General features: G+C 61.2%; 15 protein-coding genes. 6 read left to right on the top strand and 9 right to left on the bottom strand.

From position 1 onward, the window contains the following. Positions 1–243: 243 nt before the first annotated feature. The 4 genes from DW821_RS07740 to DW821_RS07725 form a co-directional block, all read right to left on the bottom strand. A complete protein-coding gene (locus DW821_RS07740; protein WP_118066343.1) occupies positions 244–2,391 on the bottom strand; it encodes a Tex family protein in 2,148 nt (715 codons plus the stop codon). 412 nt (positions 2,392–2,803) lie between these two features. Further along, positions 2,804–3,844, bottom strand: a complete 1,041-nt coding sequence (locus DW821_RS07735) for a Gfo/Idh/MocA family protein (protein ID WP_118066341.1) — start codon at positions 3,842–3,844, stop codon at positions 2,804–2,806. Positions 3,845–3,913: 69 nt separating this feature from the next. Continuing rightward, positions 3,914–5,170 carry an MFS transporter gene (locus DW821_RS07730; protein WP_118066339.1) on the bottom strand — a complete coding sequence of 419 codons (1,257 nt, stop codon included), beginning with the start codon at positions 5,168–5,170 and terminating at the stop codon, positions 3,914–3,916. 66 nt (positions 5,171–5,236) lie between these two features. Further along, positions 5,237–6,118, bottom strand: a complete 882-nt coding sequence (locus DW821_RS07725; RefSeq protein WP_118066337.1) for an SDR family NAD(P)-dependent oxidoreductase — start codon at positions 6,116–6,118, stop codon at positions 5,237–5,239. 233 nt (positions 6,119–6,351) lie between these two features. Between DW821_RS07725 and DW821_RS07720 the strand changes: the two genes are divergently transcribed. Beyond that, the gene (locus tag DW821_RS07720) at positions 6,352–7,230 is read left to right on the top strand and encodes a LysR family transcriptional regulator (protein ID WP_118066335.1); all 879 of its coding nucleotides are present in this window, start codon (positions 6,352–6,354) and stop codon (positions 7,228–7,230) included. A gap of 304 nt (positions 7,231–7,534) precedes the next feature. On the opposite strand, the gene DW821_RS07715 is transcribed toward DW821_RS07720, so the two are convergent. The 3 genes from DW821_RS07715 to DW821_RS07705 are packed head-to-tail and all read right to left on the bottom strand — an operon-like array spanning position 7,535 to position 11,757. After that, a complete protein-coding gene (locus DW821_RS07715) occupies positions 7,535–9,454 on the bottom strand; it encodes an ABC transporter ATP-binding protein (RefSeq protein ID WP_117716362.1) in 1,920 nt (639 codons plus the stop codon). Continuing rightward, on the bottom strand, positions 9,447–11,261 hold the full coding sequence (locus DW821_RS07710) for an ABC transporter ATP-binding protein (RefSeq protein WP_118066333.1): 1,815 nt from the start codon (positions 11,259–11,261) through the stop codon (positions 9,447–9,449). Before DW821_RS07710 ends, DW821_RS07715 begins: the two co-directional genes overlap by 8 nt. Beyond that, positions 11,254–11,757, bottom strand: coding sequence for a MarR family winged helix-turn-helix transcriptional regulator (locus DW821_RS07705; protein WP_118066331.1), 504 nt, complete (start codon positions 11,755–11,757; stop codon positions 11,254–11,256). Before DW821_RS07705 ends, DW821_RS07710 begins: the two co-directional genes overlap by 8 nt. Before the next feature lie 309 nt (positions 11,758–12,066). Between DW821_RS07705 and DW821_RS07700 the strand changes: the two genes are divergently transcribed. From DW821_RS07700 to DW821_RS07690, 3 genes are all read left to right on the top strand, one after another. Next, entirely contained in the window at positions 12,067–12,891 is an 825-nt protein-coding gene (locus DW821_RS07700; protein ID WP_118066329.1) for a PfkB family carbohydrate kinase, read from the top strand. Next, entirely contained in the window at positions 12,884–13,213 is a 330-nt protein-coding gene (locus tag DW821_RS07695) for a TIGR04076 family protein (protein ID WP_199584316.1), read from the top strand. The genes DW821_RS07700 and DW821_RS07695 overlap by 8 nt, the downstream gene beginning before the upstream one ends. A 178-nt stretch (positions 13,214–13,391) precedes the next feature. After that, on the top strand, positions 13,392–14,753 hold the full coding sequence (locus DW821_RS07690) for an ATP-binding protein (RefSeq protein ID WP_118066327.1): 1,362 nt from the start codon (positions 13,392–13,394) through the stop codon (positions 14,751–14,753). A gap of 148 nt (positions 14,754–14,901) precedes the next feature. Here DW821_RS07690 and DW821_RS07685 read toward each other — a convergent pair whose 3' ends face one another. Beyond that, a complete protein-coding gene (locus tag DW821_RS07685; RefSeq protein WP_199584314.1) occupies positions 14,902–15,348 on the bottom strand; it encodes a low molecular weight protein-tyrosine-phosphatase in 447 nt (148 codons plus the stop codon). A 51-nt stretch (positions 15,349–15,399) separates the two neighbouring features. Further along, complete coding sequence (locus DW821_RS07680; protein ID WP_233553025.1) at positions 15,400–16,635, bottom strand: MFS transporter; 1,236 nt, start codon at positions 16,633–16,635, stop codon at positions 15,400–15,402. Positions 16,636–16,894: 259 nt separating this feature from the next. On the opposite strand from DW821_RS07680, the gene DW821_RS07675 reads away from it, so the two are divergent. Continuing rightward, positions 16,895–17,764 carry a hypothetical protein gene (locus DW821_RS07675; RefSeq protein WP_118066324.1) on the top strand — a complete coding sequence of 290 codons (870 nt, stop codon included), beginning with the start codon at positions 16,895–16,897 and terminating at the stop codon, positions 17,762–17,764. A 79-nt stretch (positions 17,765–17,843) separates the two neighbouring features. After that, positions 17,844–18,737: an aldose 1-epimerase family protein gene (locus DW821_RS07670; RefSeq protein WP_118066322.1), complete on the top strand. Its 894-nt coding sequence runs from the start codon at positions 17,844–17,846 to the stop codon at positions 18,735–18,737. Positions 18,738–18,798 lie beyond the last annotated feature (61 nt).

The following is an 18,798-nucleotide window of genomic DNA, read 5'->3' as shown; positions in this document are numbered from 1 at the left end:
CTTCCATATCCTGCCGTGGACAAAGGTACCCCCGCCTGCGCCGTGCAAAATTGAGAGTATTCAGCAAGGTAAAGGCTTTTACCAGCTGGTTGAAGCACGGAACAACCCCCGTTTTGGCTCTGATGACGCTAAAACGGGGGCTGTTTTTGACGTTATTGTCTCTGAGGGGCGTTCGGAGCGGCGGAAATTGCAGAATACTCGCGATTTTGCACGTTGCTACAGGGGGTACCTTGCTTTGACGGTTTACTTCCCCTGCACCATGGTGAGGGAGATTTTCTTGCGGTCCCGATCGACCTTTTCGACCCACACCTTTACCGTGTCACCGACGCGCACCACGTCGCTCGGGTGCTTGACAAAGCGGTTGGCCAGCTTGGAGATGTGCACGAGGCCGTCCTGGTGCACGCCCACGTCGACAAAGGCGCCAAAGTCGACGACGTTGCGCACTGTGCCCTTGAGTTCCATGCCGGGTTCCAGGTCATCGATGGAAAGCGCCGAGCGGCTAAAGACCACCTCGGGCGCGTCGTCGCGCGGGTCGCGCCCGGGCTTCTTGAGCTCGTTGACGATGTCGATGAGCGTCAGGGTGCCGCAGTCCAGGTCGCTTGCCAGTGCCGAGATGCTGCCCAGGCGGCGCTCGATGTCGGGCACGCCGCCACGGCTGAGCTCGCTTGTCGCAACGCCGACGCGTTCCAGGACGGCCGTGGCCACCTCGTAGCTCTCAGGGTGGACACTTGTCGCGTCGAGTGGGTTCTTGCCGCCACTGATGCGCAGGAAGCCCGCGGCGTTGAGATACGCCTTGGGCCCCAGCTTGGGGACCTTCTTAAGCTGACGGCGATCGGTAAAGGCGCCGTTTTCCTCGCGGTAGGCCACGATATTCTTGGCCACGCTCGGTGTGATGCCAGATACATATCCCAGCAGGCTCGCGCTCGCGGTGTTTACATCGACGCCCACGCGGTTGACGACGTCCTCCACCACGTAGCCCAGGGTGCGCGAAAGCTCGGCTTGGTCAAGATCGTGCTGGTACTGGCCGACGCCGATGGACTGGGGCGGAATCTTGACGAGCTCTGCCAGCGGGTCTTGCAGGCGGCGGCCTAGGCTCATGGCGCCGCGCACGGTGACGTCCAGGTCGGGATATTCCTGGCTGGCGAGCTCGGAGGCGGAGTACACAGATGCGCCGGCCTCGTTGACGATGGTGTAGCGCAACCCGGGCGCCTGCTCGGTAATGAACTCCGAGACGACTTCCTCGGTCTCGCGGCTGGCGGTGCCGTTGCCGATGACGATGGTGTTGACGCTGTCCTTCTTGACGAGGCGGGCGAGCTCGCGCTTGGTGCCGGCGACGTCGTGGCGCGGCTTGGTGGGGTAGACCACGCCGTGGTCGAGCAGCTTGCCGGTCTCGTCCATGACGGCGACTTTGCAGCCGGTGCGGTAGCCCGGGTCGAGCGCGAGTACGCGGGCGCCGCGCACGGGGCGCGCCGAGAGCAGGCCCTCGAGATTCTTGGCAAAGACGTTGATGGCCTCGGTCTGAGCGCGAACGGTGAGTTTGGCGCGGGCCTCGCGCTCCAGCGAGGGGGCCATGAGGCGCTTGTAACCATCGGCGATGGCGGCATCGAAGATGGGAGCGAAGACGCCCTGGCGTCGGGGCCAACGGCTGCCGAGGCGCGCCGTAGCGGCAGCGCCGTCGACGTTGACGCGTATGCGAAGCTTGCCCTCACGCTCACCGCGGTCGATAGCCAGCACACGGTGGTTGGGGATGCGACGCAGCGGCTCATCATAGCTGTAGTACGGCTCGTAGGGGGTCTTCTCGGCGGGGTCGGTGGCCTCGACGACGATGTCGGCGGTGTTTTGCGTAAAGGCGCGCAGGTCGGCGACGTTCTCGGGGTCCTCGGCCACCGTCTCGGCCACGATGTCGGCGGCGCCAGCGAGCGCCTTTTCGGGCGTGTCGAAACCGGCCTCCTCGTTGACGTATGCCGCGGCGGCGTCGAGCGCGCTGCCCTTGGCCGAGGCCTGCATGATGATCATGTTGGCAAGCGGCTCCAGACCTGCCTCGCGGGCCTTCTGCGCGCGGGTCATGCGCTTTTTGCGGTAGGGCTTATAGAGGTCCTCGACGCGCTGGAGCTGCGTGGCCTCGCGAATCTGCTGCTCGAGCTCGGGCGCGAGCTTGCCCTGCGCGTCGATGAGCAGGATGACGTCCTCTTTGCGCTGCTCAAGATTGCGCAGGTAGGACAGGCGCTCGTCGAGCGCACGCAGGGCGACGTCATCCATGCCGCCGGTGGCCTCTTTACGGTAGCGCGAGATAAAGGGGATAGTATTGCCCTCGTCGATGAGCTTGACGGCCGCCTCGACGTTGGCGGCCTTAAGGTTGAGCTCGTGGGCGAGCTGCGCGATAAGATCCATGGAACTCCTTGCGTTTATGGTGCATTTGCAGCACAGAGCTACCAAGGATACCACCCGTCCCAAAAGACTGTTTTGGGGCCGCGCCACAAAAACGGCCTATCTACTACGTTTTACCCGTAGGGGCTGACCATGCCTGGGTTTTCCGAAGATCGGCAACCCGTTTACCTGCGGTTTTTATTTCGCGAAATTCGGTATGGTTGAGGGTGATCGGTTAAACGTAGTAGATAGGCCCATTTCGTGGCGAACGAACCAAACTGAGGCGCAAAAAGGCCCCCCGCCTCAGAAAAATCGTCAGCGAAGTAGCAAAAAGCCCCGCGGGCAGGAGGCTGCTCGCGGGGCAAAGAAGAGGGGGCTTGTTGGCGGCGGGCCAAGGCGCTCGGCGGTGAGTTTGCCGCGGCCCGCTCTTAAGACATTACAGCTCGACGAGCTGGCCGGTCTCGGCGGCCTCCTTGATGGCGTTGAGAAGCGTGAGCGTCTTGACGTTATCGGCGGGGGTCACGACGGGCTCAACTTCGCGGCGGACGACCTTCACAAAGTGCTTGAGCTGCATCTTGTGCGGCAGCGCCGGGTCGACGGCCGGAATCTCCATCTGCAGCGGCTTGTGCCAGTTGGAGGCGCCGTCGTAGGAGAACTGATGCAGGCGGGGCAGCGAAAGGGCACCCAAGGTTCCGCCGATAAAGTAGGCGTCGGCGTAGAAGGGGCGGTACTGCGGATCCTCGCGAGCGGTTGCCTCCCAGTTCCAGGGGCTGGCGGTGGCGTCGGAGATGGTCATGCTCGCAAGCGCGCCATCGGCAAAACGGACGTTGACCACGGCGGAGTCCTCGGTCTCAAAACCGCGGGCGGCGCTGGACTGCATGCCCTGGACGGCGACGGGCTCGCCCAGCAGGTAGCGGAGCAGGTCCACGTCGTGAACCAGGTTGACCAAGATCGGTCCGGCACCCTTCTTGCGGCGCCACTCGACATCGAAGTACTCGTCATTCTTATAGATCATGTAGTGGAAGCTCGACACGGTGAGCTTGCCCAGCTCGCCGGACTCGATGATCTCCTTGGCCTTGTTGACGAAGGGGTTGTGGCGACGGTGCTGACCCACGAGCACGGGCACGCCGGCGGTCTCGGCCTCGGCGGCGAAAGCCTGGGCATCCTCGAGGTCGTTGGAGATCGGCTTTTCGACCAGCGGCACGATGTTGCGCTTGATGGCCTCGCGGGCAACGCCCAGGTGCAGGTCGTTGGGGGTGGCGATGATGACGGCCTCAGGCTTGACCTCGTCCATCATCTGGGCGGGATCGGTAAAGAACGGCACGCCGGCAGCCTCGGCCGTGGCGCGGGCGCCCTCAAAGGCGTCGGCGATGGCGACGAGCTCGGCCTCGGGCTCCTCGGTGACAAAGCGGATGTGGTTGCGGCCCATGGCGCCGGCGCCGATGACGGCAATGCGGACGGGGTTGAGCTCAGACATTTCGACTCCTTAATACTGGTGACCGGTGGAATGCGACAAAGGGTCTGTCCCTTTGTCGCATCGGTAAAACTAGGCGGACTTCTTCTTGCTGTCGGAGACCATCATGTAGACGGTGAGCACGACGGCGATGGCGGCGATCACAATGGCGCCGTAGAAGGACTGCTGGTAGGCGGCGCTGCCGGCCTCGGCGTGATACAGCACGGCGGTGATGGGCTGGCTGATCCAGGTAGAAGCGGCGTAGCCCAAGAACATGATGCCGTAGTTGACGCCGATGTTGCTGGTGCCAAAGGCGCCACCGGTGAGCGGCGGGTAGATGACGAGCAGGGCGCCAAAGCTAAAGCCGAGCAGGGCGAGCGCCACAAAGAACATGCTCTGCGTAAAGCTCATCGACATGATGACGAGGGCGACGATGGTGACGACAAGGCTGATGAGCAGCGACTTATAGGCGCCGAGCTTGTCGATGATCTGACCAAAGGACAGGCGGCCAACCAGGTTGGCGCAGGTGTTGACGGAGACCACCACACCGCCGAGGGCGACGGCTGCGGCGCTCGTGGGGTCGGCGAAGAGCTGGACGGCGGCGATGGAGGCAACCTTGCCCACGAGCAGGGTACCCGCGGTGGCGGCAAAGGCGAAGGTGACGATGAGGACCCAGAAGCGCGGGGTCTTGACCATCTCGCCCGGGGTGAGGTCGCCGAAGGTGCCGGCATGTGCGCCGCCCTTGGGGGCCTCGAAGCCCTCGGGCAGCCAGCCGGCCTCGGGGGCCTTCAGGAACAGGGCGGAGGCGGCGATCGTCACAAAGAAGATGACGCCGAGTGCCTTGAGGGCGCCAAAGATGCCCAGGCTCGGGATGAGCAGCGAGGCGAGCACCGGGGACAGCACGGCGGGGCCGGCGGTCGAAGCGGCGAGCGTAATGCCGGAGGCGAGGCCCTTCTTGTCGATAAACCACTTCTGACCCGTGGTGAGTGCCGGGTTGTAGCCCAGGCCGTTGCCGACAGCGGCGACGAGCGAGAACCACAGGTAGAACTGCCAAGGCTCGGTGACGGTGCCGGACATGAACCAGCCCAGGCCGTAGCACACGGCGGCGGCGATCACGACGTTGCGGGGGCCGATCTTATCGGAGATGCGACCGGCGAAGATACCCGTCACGGCCATGATGGTCTGAAAGACCGGGAAGGCCCAGGTAAGAGCGCTGGACCACTCGGGATAGACGGCGAGCAGGTTCTTGCTCACAACGGAATACAGCGCGATGGAACTGATGAAGAACATGGTGACGCACGCGGCGGAAAGCACGACGGTGCGACCCTTGTTGGAGTTGGTGGAAGCCATTGGACTCTTTCTAATCGATGCGGGGGAGGGGCGGACACGTCCGCGGGGCCTCCCTGTCGGGTTGGTTTACTGGTCAGTCGGCTTGGCGACGCCGGACTCGTCAGACCAAAGCTCGACACCCTTGTTCTTGAGGTAGTTGTCGGCAAAGGCTCGGCGGCCGCCGGGCTTGGCGGTGAGGTCGCCCATCATATTGGAGAAGCCGCCATCGACCTTGATAGCGTCGCCGGTGGTAAAGTCCGAGCGCTTGGACGCCAGGAACATGACGGCGTTGGCGATATCGTTGACCTCGCCGATGCGGCGCGTGGCGATAAGGCGGCTGCGGCTCTTCTCGACCTCGGGGTCGGCATAAAAGCTCGCCGACATGGGGGTCTTGACAAAGCAGGGCTCGACGCAGTTGGAGCGCACGCCGTAGGGGCCCCACTCGGCGGCCAGCATCTTGGACATCATGTTGACGCCCGCCTTGGTGGAGCTGTACACGCCCGAGAACGTCTCGGGGGAGTGGCTGGCGACGGTCGAGATGTGCACCAGACGACCCTGGCCGGCCTTGATCATCTCGCGACCAAAGCGCTGCGAGGTGATGAAGTAGCCGGTGAGGTTGACGTTGAGCACCTGCTCCCAGTCGCTCAGCGGCAGGTCCTCCATAGCGGCAAAGCGCAGGATGCCGGCGGTGTTGACAAGGACGTCGACGCGCCCGAAGTCGGCGATGGTGGCATCGACGGCGGCCTGAACCTCGGCCTCGTCGGTGGTGTTCATCTTGTAGCCCTCGGCGTGGATGCCAAACTCGGCGGCGAGGTCGGCAGCTGCGGCCTTGACCTTCTCCTCGTCCAGGTCGAGCAGGACGACGTTGGCGCCGTTGCGGGCGAACTCGCGGCAGATCTCGACGCCCATGCCGCCGAGCGCGCCGGTCACAGCGCAGACATCGCCCTCGAGCTTAAGCCAGTTGCTCATAGGAACTTCCCTTCTTGTGCCTCCCTGTGGGCCGCTCCCATTACTCGACCCACGTGGTTTTCGCTGGTTATCGTATGCTTTGAATTTGCGCAGGTGAATTGCATATTTGTTAGAATGGCGTAAACCTGTGGTTTATAGCTTACGAGACGATTTGTTCTTAATTGAGTGTGTGACCTGCCAAAACAACCCCCTTTGGCAACGCATGGCCATATGTCTGGAAACGGGAGATTGATGTGTACGATCGACGACTCGAGGCCATAACGGCCGCCGCGGAGCTGGGAAGCTTCTCGCGCGCCGCGGCAAAATTGCGCGTGTCGACCCCGGCGCTCGTCAAGCAGGTGTCGGGATTCGAGGCCGAGTTTGGCATCACGTTGTTCGAGCGCTCACACTCGGGCGTCAAGGTGACGCCGGCGGGTGCACTGCTGGTGGACGATGCGCGCTCGATCATGCGCCAGTCCGAGGATGCGTTGCGCCGCGCCCGACGCGCGGCGGGCGACGGCGGCGCCGTGCGCCTGGGCGTGTCGATGATGTGCCCGGGGCGCCAGACGCTGTCGATGTGGACGGGCGTGCACGAGTTGGAACCGTCGTTGCGCTTTGAAATTGTCCCGGTGAGCGACCTCTATGACGAGCGTGAAACCGTTATGCGCAGCCTGGGGCGCGAGGTGGATGTGGTGCAGTCGAGTTTTTCGACCCCGCGCTGGGGCGACGCCTGCCAAAAGCTCCACATCGTTAACGTACCGTTTTATATCGACCTGCCGCGCGCGAGCCCGCTGGCGCGCAAGAATCGCATTACGGTTGCCGACCTAGAGGGCATGCGCCTGCGCGTGCTCCGTCACGGCAACGACGCTATGGACAGCCTGCGTATCGATCTTTTGGCAGACGGCGGCGTGGATGTGATCGATGTGGATAGCTTTGACTTTGCACTCTTTAACGAGGCGGAGGAAAAGGGCGACGCGGTGCTCACCTGCGGCGCATGGTCGGGCGTGCACCCGGCTTTTGTAGGCGTGCCGTTCCTATGTGGCCGCGAGGTGCCGGTCTTCTTGCACTACCCGCTCGAGCCCACCCTCCAAGTACAAAAATTCGTCAACGCCATGGCCCAACTCCTCAACTAGCTCATTTGGCGCGGGTAGTCTTTTTGGGACGGGGCTTTTTAGCTACTTTTGCCGCCCTGCCTGCGCACCCTCAAAGTAGTCAAAAAGCCCCGTCCCAAAAAGACTAACAAAACGAGGCCCTGGCCAAACGGCCAGGGCCTCACTAACCTTTATTCCGTTTTAAACAACGGGCTGATTGCGCGCAGGAGGGTGCCCCGGAGCGGCGGGGTATTTCCTCCGCGCGCAGTTTCGCAGCGAAGCGAGAATGTTTGAGCACGGAGGAATTACCCCGCCGCCCCGGGGCACCCTCCGTCAGTAACCGTTCCTACTCCAGCTCAAATGCACCCGTGTACAGCTGGTAGTAATACCCGCGCTTGGCGATCAGCTCGTCGTGGTTGCCACGCTCGATGATGCGGCCGTGGTCCAGGCAGATGATCGCGTCGGAGTTACGCACGGTGGAGAGGCGGTGTGCGATGACAAACGTCGTGCGGCCCTCCATGAGCTTATCCATGCCCGCCTGCACGATAGCCTCGGTGCGGGTGTCGATGGAGCTCGTGGCCTCGTCCAGAATCATCGCCGGCGGATCGGCCACGGCGGCGCGCGCGATCGAAATCAGCTGGCGCTGGCCCTGCGACAGCTGGGCACCGTTACCGGTGAGCATGGTGTCGTAGCCGTCGGGCAGGCGGGTGATAAAGTCGTCCGCGCCGGCGAGCTTGGCCGCCGCGATGCACTCCTCGTCGGTGGCGTCCAGGTTGCCGTAGCGGATGTTGTCCATCACGGTGCCAGTGAACAGGTTCACGTCCTGCAGCACCACGCCCAGCGAGCGGCGCAGATCTGCCTTGCGGATCTTGTTGACGTTGATGCCGTCGTAGCGGATCTTGCCGTCGGCAATGTCGTAGAAGCGGTTGATGAGGTTGGTGATGGTCGTCTTACCGGCACCGGTGGCGCCGACAAACGCGACCTTCTGACCCGGCTTGGCAAACACGGACACGCCGTGCAGCACCTCGTGGTCGGGCGTGTAGCCAAAGTCGACGTTGTCCATGACCAGGTCGCCGCGCAGCGGTACGTACTCGATCTCGCCGGTTGCGCGGTGTGGGTGTTTCCATGCCCACATGCCGGTGTGGTGGTCAGCCTCCTCGAACTCCCAAGTCTCGGGGTTCACCTGCGCGTTGACGAGCGTTACGTAGCCTTCGTCGGCCTCGGGCTTCTCGTCGATAAGCTCAAAGATGCGATCGGCGCCGGCGAGGCCCATGACCACGGCGTTGATCTGCTGCGAGATCTGACCGATCTGTCCGCAGAACTGCTTGGTCATGTTGAGGAACGGCACTACGACTGCGATGGACAGCGCCATGCCCGAGATGCTCAGGTTGGGCACGCCCAGCGCCAGGAAAATGCCGCCCGCCAGTGCGACCAGCACGTAGAGCAGGTTGCCCAGGTTCATAAGGATGGGCATGAGGATGTTGGCGTACATGTTGGCCTTCTGGGAGACCTCGAAGAGCTTTTCGTTGCGCTCGTCAAAATCGGCCTCGGCGGCAGACTCGTGGCAGAACGCCTTGACGACCTTCTGGCCGTTCATAACTTCCTCGATATGGCCCTCGACCACGCCGAGCTCGGTCTGCTGCGCAATAAAGAAGCGCGCGGAGTTGGAGCCGAGCAGCTTGGTCATAAAGGTCATAAAGGCGACGCCGGCGATGATGACCAGGCACATCCACACGCTGTAGTACAGCATGATAAAGAACACCGTAACGATGATGATGATCGTCATGAGCAGGTTGGGCAGCGACTGGCTGATCATCTGACGCAGCGTGTCGATGTCGTTGGTGTAGTGGCTCATGATATCGCCGCGCTGGTGCGTGTCGAAGTAGCGGATCGGCAGGTCCTGCATGCGGTTGAACATCATCTCGCGCAGCTTCTCGAGCGAGCCCTGCGTGACGATAGCCATGGCGCGGTTCCAGAAGAGCGAGGACAGGACACCGACGCCGTAGATGCAGGCGAGGGTGGTCACGAGCTGCAGAATCTTGGGCTGTGCGGCTTCCCAATCGCCCGACTGCCACGATTCGCTAATAATCTGCAGGGCGCTCTGCAGGAAGGTCGCGCCGATGGAGTTGATGATGGCGCAGAGCACCACGCCGGCGACGACGAGGGGCAAAAGCACGGGGTAGAAGCCAAAGAGCGTCTTGATGAGGCGCGACATGGTGCCGCCCTTGCGGTTGAGCGCGCGCTCGGCGGTCGTTGCCTTACTCATGTGCCTCGCCTCCTTCCTGGGTCTGAGCTTGCGTTGCGGATGCCTCGGTGTCGGCCTCGACGGCCCCTTCGCCCTCGGCAGACATCTTGTTTTGCGAGGTAAAGGTCTCGCGGTAGATCTCGCTCGTCTTGAGTAGCTCGTCATGGTTGCCGATCTGCGCGATACGGCCGCCCTCCATGACGATGATACGGTCTGCGTCCTGCACGGAGCTGATGCGCTGGGCGATGATGAGCTTGGTCGTGTTGGGCAGATAGCTTGCCAGTCCTGCGCGGATCTTTGCGTCGGTCTTGGTGTCGACGGCGCTGGTGGAGTCGTCCAAGATCAAGATCTTGGGGCGACGCAGCAGGGCGCGTGCAATGCACAGGCGCTGCTTCTGACCGCCCGAAACATTAGAGCCGCCCTGTTCGATCCAGGTGTCGTAGCCCTTGGGGAAACCGTCGACAAACTCGTCGGCGCAGGCCAGATGCGCTGCCTCGCGGACTTCCTCGTCGGTGGCGTTCGGGTCGCCCCAACGCAGGTTCTCGGCGACGGTGCCGCTAAACAGCACGTTTTTCTGCAGCACCATGGCGACCTGGTGACGCAGCGCGTCCAGGTCGTAGTCGCGCACGTCCACGCCGCCCACGCGCACAGCGCCTTCGGTGGTGTCGTACAGGCGGGCGATGAGGTTAACGAGCGTGGACTTGGCCGAACCGGTGCCGCCGATGATGCCGATGGTCTCGCCGCTCTTAATGTGCAGGTCGATGTCATCGAGCGCCTGGCGCTTCGCATGCGCGGAATACTTAAAGCTCACGTGGTCAAAGTCGATGGAGCCATCGGCGACCTCGAGCACGGGCTCGGCGGGATCGGCGATCGTGGGCTCGGCGGCCAGCACCTCGGTAATGCGGTGCGCCGATTCGTCGGCCATGGTCACCATGACAAAGATCATCGACAGCTGCATCAGGCTCATGAGGATCTGGAAGCCATAGGTAAAGATCGAGGAGAGCTGGCCCACGTCGAACAGCGTTCCCTGGCTCGTGATGATGAGCTTGGAGCCCAGGTAGATGATGACGACAAATGCGCCGTTGACGCAGATGTTCATCATGGGGTTGTTAAAGGCGAGCAGCTTCTCGGCGCGGGTGAAGTCCATCTGGACGTCGCGCGCGGCGGTCGCGAACTTCTCCTTCTCAAAGTCTTCGCGCACATAGCTCTTGACCACGCGCATGCCGGTGACGTTTTCCTCGACGGACTCGTTAAGGGCATCGTACTTGTGGAACACGCGCGAGAAGATGGGGCGCACCTTAAAGATGATAAAGAACAGTCCAAAGCCCAGCAGCGGAATGATGACCAGGTAGACCATGGCGATGCTGCCGCCCATGATAAACGCCATGGTAAAGGCGAAGATCAATACCAGCGGCGCGCGCACGGCGATACGGATGATCATCATAAAGGCCTGCTGCACGTTGTTGATATCGGTGGTCAGGCGCGTGACGAGCGAGGAGCTCGAGAACTCATCGATGTTGGCAAAGCTGAACGTCTGGATCTTGTAGAACAGGTCGTGACGCAGGTTCTTGGCGAAGCCGCAACTCGCATGGCTGCAGGTGACGCCTGCCGCGGCGCCAAAAGCCAGCGATGTCAGCGCGATGAGCACCAAAAGGCCCGCGGTGGGAAGCATCTCGGCTACGGTGGCGCCGTCTTTGATGGCGTCGATCAGGTTGGCGGTGATAAATGGAATCAGCATCTCGCAGAGCACCTCGCCAAGCACGAGCAACGGCGTGGCAACGGTGACTTTCATATAGTCGCGGATGCTGCCCATGAGGGTTTTAATCATCCAGTTCCTCCCAAGTTACACGGATTTTCTCGAGCATTTCGGCGAGCTGCTCGCGCTCGTCGTGGGTGAGCGCGCTAAAGGCCCGTTCTCTAAAGCGGATGCGGGCTGCCTGGTCGATGCGGGCGTTTTCCCGGCCGGTTTCGGTCAGGCGAATGGTGAGTTGCCGTCGATCCTTGGGGTTACGGCTGCGCTCGATGAGGCCGTTGAGCTCGAGCTTGGACAGGATCTCGGAAAGCGATCCCGGCTTGAGGTCAAAGTGCATGCCGAGCTCCTGCTGCGACATCTCGCCGCCGGGCTGCTTGGCCAGCAGGCAGATGATGGGCGCCTTGCCGGATACGCCTCCGCCATGAAAATGCATGTAATGGCCGCAAAAGCCCAGATTATTGAGGATGCGCTTGGCAAGCTTGTCTTCGGCGCTGACCGCTTCGGGTACATCCGCAGGCTGTGACGGGTCGCCGCCGGGCTCGTGCGGATAGACGAGTGCTTCAACACACATGTCGCTGCAATGCTCCTTTCTTTAGTTAAACAGAGGGATTGTTCTGTACCTAAGTGATTCTAGAGGTACCTAACTGATTGTCAAGGTACCGAATTGATTTAGTTTTGGTGCGGGGGGACAGGCGGCTTTGCCCCATGCGAAAAGACTTCTAAGGCCAAGCTTCTGGAATTAGAGGCGTCAGAAAAAATCTAAGAACAAAATAGCGTCCAAACTTGGTCTTACATCCGAGGATAAGACTTAGATTGCGCTGCGCTACACTTAGTCGCACTGTGGCGCTGCCGCGCCGCACCCGAAACAAGGGAGACCCTCATGAAGAACACTCAGCTGCTGCTGATCAACGATATGTGCGGCTACGGCAAGGTCGCGCTCTCCGCCATGCTGCCGGTGCTGTCGCACATGGGCTATCGCATCCACAACCTGCCGACGGCCCTCGTTTCCGATACGCTCAACTATCCCAAGTTCTACATTCACGACACCACGGAGTACGTTCGCCAGAGTCTCGCTATCTGGGAGGATCTCGGCTTTGAGTTCGACGCCATCTCTACCGGCTTTATCGTGACCGAGGAAGAGACGCGCATCATCTCGGACTTTTGCCACCGCCGCGCGCAAAAGGGCACCAAGGTGTTCGTCGACCCCATCATGGGCGACAACGGCAAGCTCTATGCCGGTGTGCCCGAGTCCACGATTGGCCTTATGCGGCACCTGCTGGAGTGCGCAGACTACGCGGTGCCCAACTACACCGAGGCCTGTCTGCTCACCGATACGCCTATTGCAGAACAGATCACGCCCGATGAGGCCCGCGCCCTTGTGGACGCCGTGCGTGAGCTGGGTGCCAAGTCGGTGGTCATTACGAGCGCCGTAGTCAATGGCACGAACGCGGTTATCGGTTACGACCATGTGGCGGGGGACTACTTTACGATTCCCTTTGAGCTCATTCCGACCTATTTCCCGGGCACGGGCGACACGTTCTCGGCGGTGCTCGTAGGCCGCGTTATGGCAGGTTGGAGTCTGCAGCGCGCGACGTCCGATGCCATGCGTGTGGTGGCTGAGCTTATCGAGCGCAATGCCGACCAAGAGGACAAGTCGGCCGGCCTTCCCATCGAGGCATGCCTGGACGTGATTGACCATGAGTAATGCTGACGAGGGCGGCGTCAAGCCTGCGGGCGAGAACAGACCGCTCGGCGCACCGCGTGGCAAGCGTCCGCGTATCCGCGTGAGCTGCGTGGACCAGCTGGGTGCGTGCCGCTGCCACCATGGTCACAGGCCGGGCGACGTTTTTGACTTCGACCAAGACCGCGGCAAGATGTGCTCCATGGCCTGTCACGTGGGCTTTCCCTATATCGATATCCTGCGCTACGGCGGAACAGTGCCTGGCAACGAGCCTGGTACGGCAAAGTTCTGCTGCCCCGAGGTCGATACGCTGAACGTCTGGCTTGCCGAGATCGTCGACGAGTAGCCGAATGTGACAAAGGGACAGTCCCTGTGTCACACTCGGCGGTGGATGCGCCTCTTCATGTTCTAAATCTCAAATCTCTGCATTTCATCCGATTTTGTGCTCTAAAAACTCTGCATTTCATCGATAATCAAGCATATAAATCTTTGCATTTTATTTGATGGCACTGAGGGGAGAGCCTATGCTGCGTAGGAAAATAGCGGCCGAGCTGGAGCGTTGGCTGAAGTCTGCCGAGCAAAAGGCCTTATTCATCACGGGTTCTCGCCAGATCGGCAAAAGCTATTCGATTCGTGCATTTGGCAAAGCCAGCCACGCAAACTATATCGAGCTTAACCTCATGGAAAATCGCCAGGCAAAAGACGCTCTTCTCGAGGCGCGGGATGCCGATGATTTCATCAGCAGGGTGACGCTTCTCTCGGGAAAGTCGATTGCACCGGGCAAAACGCTCGTATTTATCGATGAGGTCCAAGAGGCCCCCGACATCATGACAATGGCAAAGTTCCTTGTTGAGGATGGGCGGTGCCGCTGGGCGTTTTCGGGGTCAATGCTCGGGACTCAGCTCAAGGGCGTCAGGTCCTATCCCGTGGGGTATGTTCACGAGCTTAGGATGTTCCCGCTCGATTTTGAGGAGTTTTGCTGGGCAATCGAGGTGAGCGAGGGGGCTCGCCAAACGATACGCGACGCGTGCATCAACGAGAAGCCCATTCCTGATTACATTCATGATGCGATGATGGCAAACTTCAGGACCTATACCGTTGTCGGCGGAATGCCAGAGGTCGTGCAGCGCTTCCTTGACATGCGGGGCGACCTTGCCTCTGTTCGTCAGCTACAGTCAGAGCTCAACGAACAGTACCGGCGGGATATCTCCAAGTATGCAAGCGGGCGAGCCCTTCAGGTGCAGAGCATCTACGATCAGCTCCCTATTATGCTCGAGGGCGAAAACAAGCGCTTCGTGCTCAATTCCATTGACCCCAAGGCTCACTACGAGAAGTATCAGCGAGATTTTGTATGGCTTGTCGATGCCGGCGTTGCTCTCAAAGCCGATATCGTAACCGAGCCAAAATCGCCCCTGCTCAAGACGGCGCGGCCATCGCAGTTCAAGCTATATCAATCGGATACGGGCATGTTGATGGCGCGCTACCCCGTTGGAGTCGCCCAAGCGGCGTATCTTGATAGCAAGGAGCCCAATCTGGGCGGCATTTACGAAAACGTGGTGGCCCAGCAGCTGGCTGCCCAAAATCGCCAGCTTTACTACTATCAGACAAAAAAGCGCGGTGAAGTGGACTTTGTGGTCGATGGACCGGATGGGACGGCTGTTCCGATCAAGGTTAAATCGGGCTCCTATTACCACGCGCACGCTGCGCTCGGTCATGTGCTTGATACGGCTGAATATGGCGTAAGGCTCGGGATTGTTTTCTCGAGAGGCAACGTTGAGCGCAACGGAGCGGTTCTCTATTTGCCGCTATATGCGACCTGGGCCCTTTCGGATGTTTTGGGCGACTCCTGTGCCGAGGGGATAAAGTTGGAGGTCAAGCCGGTCTAGGGTCAGTCCCGGATGTGACAAAGGGGCAGTCCCTTTGTCACATTCATGAGCATGGATTTTCTCCCGTTTAGGGCGCACTTGAACGCTCAAAGTGGGAGAAAATCCACGCTCGATTTATGCCGAGGGCGCGGTTCACGCGCCCGCGAACCTACAGCTGCTCGAGCATAGCAGTGCAACCGTCGAGTACGTCGCGGTAGGTGGCATCGAAGTTGCCGGTGTACCAGGGATCGGCCACGTCGCCGGAACGATCGGTCCAATCGAGCAGGCGCGTAATCTTGCCGTCGGGGTCGTCGCCAAAGAGGCGACGCAGGCCGCGCGCGTTCTCAGCATCCATATAGACAATGTGATCCCAGTCGCCATACTCCGCGCGACGCACCTGACGTGCGCGATGTGCGACGACGGGAATCCCGACCTCGCGTAGCTTGGCAACGGTACCGTGATGTGGCGGGTTGCCAATCTCCTCGGTCGAGGTCGCAGCGGAATCAATGACAAACTCGCCCGCGCGCCCGGCGCGCCGCACCAGCTCGGTAAACACCGACTCAGCCATCGTCGAGCGACAGATATTTCCATAGCAGATAAACAGTACACGTTGCATATGCGGTTTCCTTTCGATCACCACCATCGAGCTCGAGTATCTCATCTACGCCTACGCCCTCGTCCGCTTGCGCTCCCAACGGGCGAGCTTAATCGTCACCAGCGTAAGCGCCCAGGCCACAAGCGAGAACGCGGCGCCCACGGCGCCCACGCAGGCAATGCCAACTCCGCTTACCACGGCGCCGCCCACTGCAGTGCCAAACGAGATACCGACGTTAAACGCCATGGGCTCAACCGAACTTGCAAGTACCATCGACTTGGGATGGCGGCTGCGTGCCACGTCCATAAAGTGCGTGATGCACGACACCGAGAACAGGTACATGAGCAACGCCAAGCTAAAGACAAAGACCAGCGCGAGCGGCATGGTGCCGCCCACGGCAAACAGCCCGAGTAACGCCGCAGCCTGCAGTACAAACGTCACAAGCAGTGCCTTCATGCCAAAACGCGCATCGATCCATCCGCCCAAGATGTTTGAGGTCAGGCAAAACACGCCGTAGGCCATAAGCGTGGTACTCGCCTGAACAGTGCCCATTCCCAGCACCTGCTCAAGATAAGGTGTCACGTAGCCGTAGAATACGTAGACCGAGCCCACGCCAAACAAAAAGATGAGCATGCCGGTGATGATACTCGGCTCGCGCAGCAGACCCGCCTGCTCGCGAAAGGTGGCAGGCTCGTCGGTTTGCCCAGCGCGCGGCATAAACGCCACGAGCGCTCCGCAGATCAGAACGGCAAAGGTCGGCGTGCCGTACATGGCCACGTGCCAGTCGAGCGTGTCGGCCAGGAACTTGCCGATCGAAGTGACAAAGACCATTGCCACGGAAAACGCACCATATACCACCGAGATGGCAAGCGAGGTTTGCTGCGGGGACAGCAGCTCGGGGATGTACGTCACGCCCACGGCGAGCAGTGCGCCCGAGACAGAGCCCAGGACAATGCGCGAGATAAACAGTACCTGGAAGTTGGGCGCCAACGCCATGACCAGGTTGCCGAGCACAAAGACGATGCTGTAGCACACGAGCAGCCGGTAGCGGCGGAAGCGTCCCGTGCTGAGCGCAAGCACCGGCGTAGCGATGGCGTAGACGAGTGCGAACACGCTGATGAGCTGGCCCGCTGTGGCAAGCGAGATGCCGAGCTCCGTCGCCAGGTCGCTTTCGATGCCGATGACCACGAACTCGGAGCAGCCGAGCGAGAATCCCAACAGCACGAGCAGCGCCAGGCAGAGCTTGGTGCGCGCGGGGGAGAGCGCGGCGGCGGTTGACTTACTTTTAGGCGTGGTTGCGGCGGTCAAGGTTGTAACTCCAATGTCGCATGAATAAGCGGGATTCAATCCCTGCAACTCTAACAGAATGTGACAAAGGTACAGTTCCTTTGTCACATTCGCGGCGTGGCTGCCGCCCAAACCGTCACAACATTCGATGAAAATCTCGAAAACGAGGAAAAGCGTCGAATGTTGTGATGGTTTTCCTATCTGTGCCGGCGAGCGGGCGTGCCATCTGGGGGTATAAGGCTAGCAAGTGTTTATTTGCGAGGCTTAAGGGGCGCCCCGTATGGATATCGATAACTTTGAATGGTGGTATAGCGAGGGCGAGGCTCCGGACGAAGAGTGGGACGAGCCCGCGCCGTGTGACGTGTCGAGCGACGAGGACGAGTCCGGCAATGATGCCGGTGTCGAGCCTGAAGCCGCCTCCGATGCCGCCGAACCCCTAACCTTTGAACAGGCTTGGGCCCAGGCCGAGGCCGACGAGGCAAAGGCCGATGCCACGGCCACGCTGGGTGAGCCAGCCGACATGTCCATCTCGCCGGCCAAGACCCCGCAGCCGCGCCACACCATCGACCCCGGCAGCACGGCATCCTTCAGCATACTCGACGTGCCCGCGCAGGGTGCCCAGGCGCCCGCCCCCACGCGACGCCCCAACCTGGCTCGCGAGGAAGACGCGGCCCGCCGCTCACCGCTCGGCCCCATCCTCATCGCCTTCATGGCCGGCGTCATCGCTTGCTCGGCGATCGGAAATGTCTGGAGCCATGTTGAACAACAGCGAAAAGACGCCGCCAAGGTCGAGATGTCTGTCGAGCAATCGCTCGGCCGCACGCGCTCGGTACATGTGTCGGTCGAGGTCAAGGACGGCGCGACGTGGGACACCGCGCGCGGCGACAGCCAGATGCTCGTCCATATTGTGGGCCGCACGCTCAAGGGGCAAGCGATCGACGAGTATCAATACGTTAATTCCGAAGGTGACGGCATCGAGCTCAAGCCCGGCGACTACGAGCTCACCGTCGATGAGGCGCCCGTCGCCACCGACGGCACGCGCTTCCGCGCCTCAAAGCGCATGGTTCCCGTGAGCTTTAACTCGCAGGCGCCCGATACGGTCGACAGCACGCCGCAGGGCGGGTTCGACCTTTACGCGATTGCCCAATAACTGCGCCTGCCGTCGCGACCTGTCGCTAAGAGTGGGACAATAGCCCTCGACACTGTTGTTTACTTTTGGAGGAAGTAGCATGTCTACCGTCACTACCATCAAGCGCGGCGGCCTCACCGCGGCCATCGATTCCATGGGTGCCCAGCTCACGAGCCTTGCCCTCAACGGCAACGAGTATCTGTGGCAGGGCGACCCGGCCTTTTGGGGCAAGCACGCGCCTATCCTGTTCCCCATCGTGGGATCGCTGCGCAACAACACGGCGACGTCTGCCGCCGGCACCTGCGAGATGGCGCGCCACGGCATCGCGCGCATTGTCGAGCACAAGATCGTCGGGGTGTCGGAGGACGGTTCGTCCGTTACCTACGAGCTCACCGACACGCCCGAGTCTCTCAAGGCGTTCCCGTTCCACTTTAAGCTCAACATGACCTATGCCCTGACCGGCGACGCCACCCTCACGCAGACCTTTGCCGTCACCAACACCGGCGACGTGGACCTGCCGTTCTCGGTGGGCGGCCACCCCGCATTCAACGTGCCCGCCCCCGGTGCCGAGGACGAGGCATTCGAGGATTACGAGCTGGCGTTTACCGAGGCTTGGACTAACGAGGCCCCCGTCATCACGCCCGATGGCCTCATGACGTTCGAGGGTAGCTACAAGGCGCCCGATAACTCGGACGTGCTGCCCATCACACACCGCAGCTTCGATAACGATGCCATCATGTTCACCGATACTCCGGGCTCCACGCTCACGCTGCGCGGCCGCAAGTCGGGCCACGGCGTCAAGATCGACTTTGAGGGCTTTAAGTACATTGGCGTGTGGTCTGCCGCCAACGACGCTCCGTTTGTGGCGCTCGAGCCTTGGACCGGTCACACCACCATGGACACCGAGGACGACGTCTTTGAGCACAAGGTCAACACCATCGTCTTGGCCCCCGGCGCCACCGACGAGCGCTCCTTTAGCGTTACCCTGCTCTAGAGGTTCCGCCGTTCTAACGAACGGCGGACCGGTCGACGCTGCGCGCCACCCAGAGCGACAA

Origin of the sequence: Collinsella sp. AM33-4BH (assembly GCF_003469205.1) — a bacterium.
In the GTDB taxonomy this organism is placed as follows: domain Bacteria; phylum Actinomycetota; class Coriobacteriia; order Coriobacteriales; family Coriobacteriaceae; genus Collinsella.
This window is presented reverse-complemented; position numbering and strand designations above follow the sequence as displayed.

Excerpts from the sequence above, each read along its gene's own strand:
- DW821_RS07715 (WP_117716362.1), bottom strand. The coding sequence starts at position 9,454 with ATGAGTAAGGCAACGACCGCCGAGCGCGCGCTCAACCGCAAGGGCGGC.
- DW821_RS07685 (WP_199584314.1), bottom strand. The coding sequence starts at position 15,348 with ATGCAACGTGTACTGTTTATCTGCTATGGAAATATCTGTCGCTCGACG.
- DW821_RS07670 (WP_118066322.1), top strand. The coding sequence starts at position 17,844 with ATGTCTACCGTCACTACCATCAAGCGCGGCGGCCTCACCGCGGCCATC.
- DW821_RS07740 (WP_118066343.1), bottom strand. The coding sequence starts at position 2,391 with ATGGATCTTATCGCGCAGCTCGCCCACGAGCTCAACCTTAAGGCCGCC.
- DW821_RS07735 (WP_118066341.1), bottom strand. The coding sequence starts at position 3,844 with ATGTCTGAGCTCAACCCCGTCCGCATTGCCGTCATCGGCGCCGGCGCC.
- DW821_RS07730 (WP_118066339.1), bottom strand. The coding sequence starts at position 5,170 with ATGGCTTCCACCAACTCCAACAAGGGTCGCACCGTCGTGCTTTCCGCC.
- DW821_RS07675 (WP_118066324.1), top strand. The coding sequence starts at position 16,895 with ATGGATATCGATAACTTTGAATGGTGGTATAGCGAGGGCGAGGCTCCG.
- DW821_RS07690 (WP_118066327.1), top strand. The coding sequence starts at position 13,392 with ATGCTGCGTAGGAAAATAGCGGCCGAGCTGGAGCGTTGGCTGAAGTCT.
- DW821_RS07695 (WP_199584316.1), top strand. The coding sequence starts at position 12,884 with ATGAGTAATGCTGACGAGGGCGGCGTCAAGCCTGCGGGCGAGAACAGA.
- DW821_RS07705 (WP_118066331.1), bottom strand. The coding sequence starts at position 11,757 with ATGTGTGTTGAAGCACTCGTCTATCCGCACGAGCCCGGCGGCGACCCG.
- DW821_RS07725 (WP_118066337.1), bottom strand. The coding sequence starts at position 6,118 with ATGAGCAACTGGCTTAAGCTCGAGGGCGATGTCTGCGCTGTGACCGGC.
- DW821_RS07700 (WP_118066329.1), top strand. The coding sequence starts at position 12,067 with ATGAAGAACACTCAGCTGCTGCTGATCAACGATATGTGCGGCTACGGC.
- DW821_RS07710 (WP_118066333.1), bottom strand. The coding sequence starts at position 11,261 with ATGATTAAAACCCTCATGGGCAGCATCCGCGACTATATGAAAGTCACC.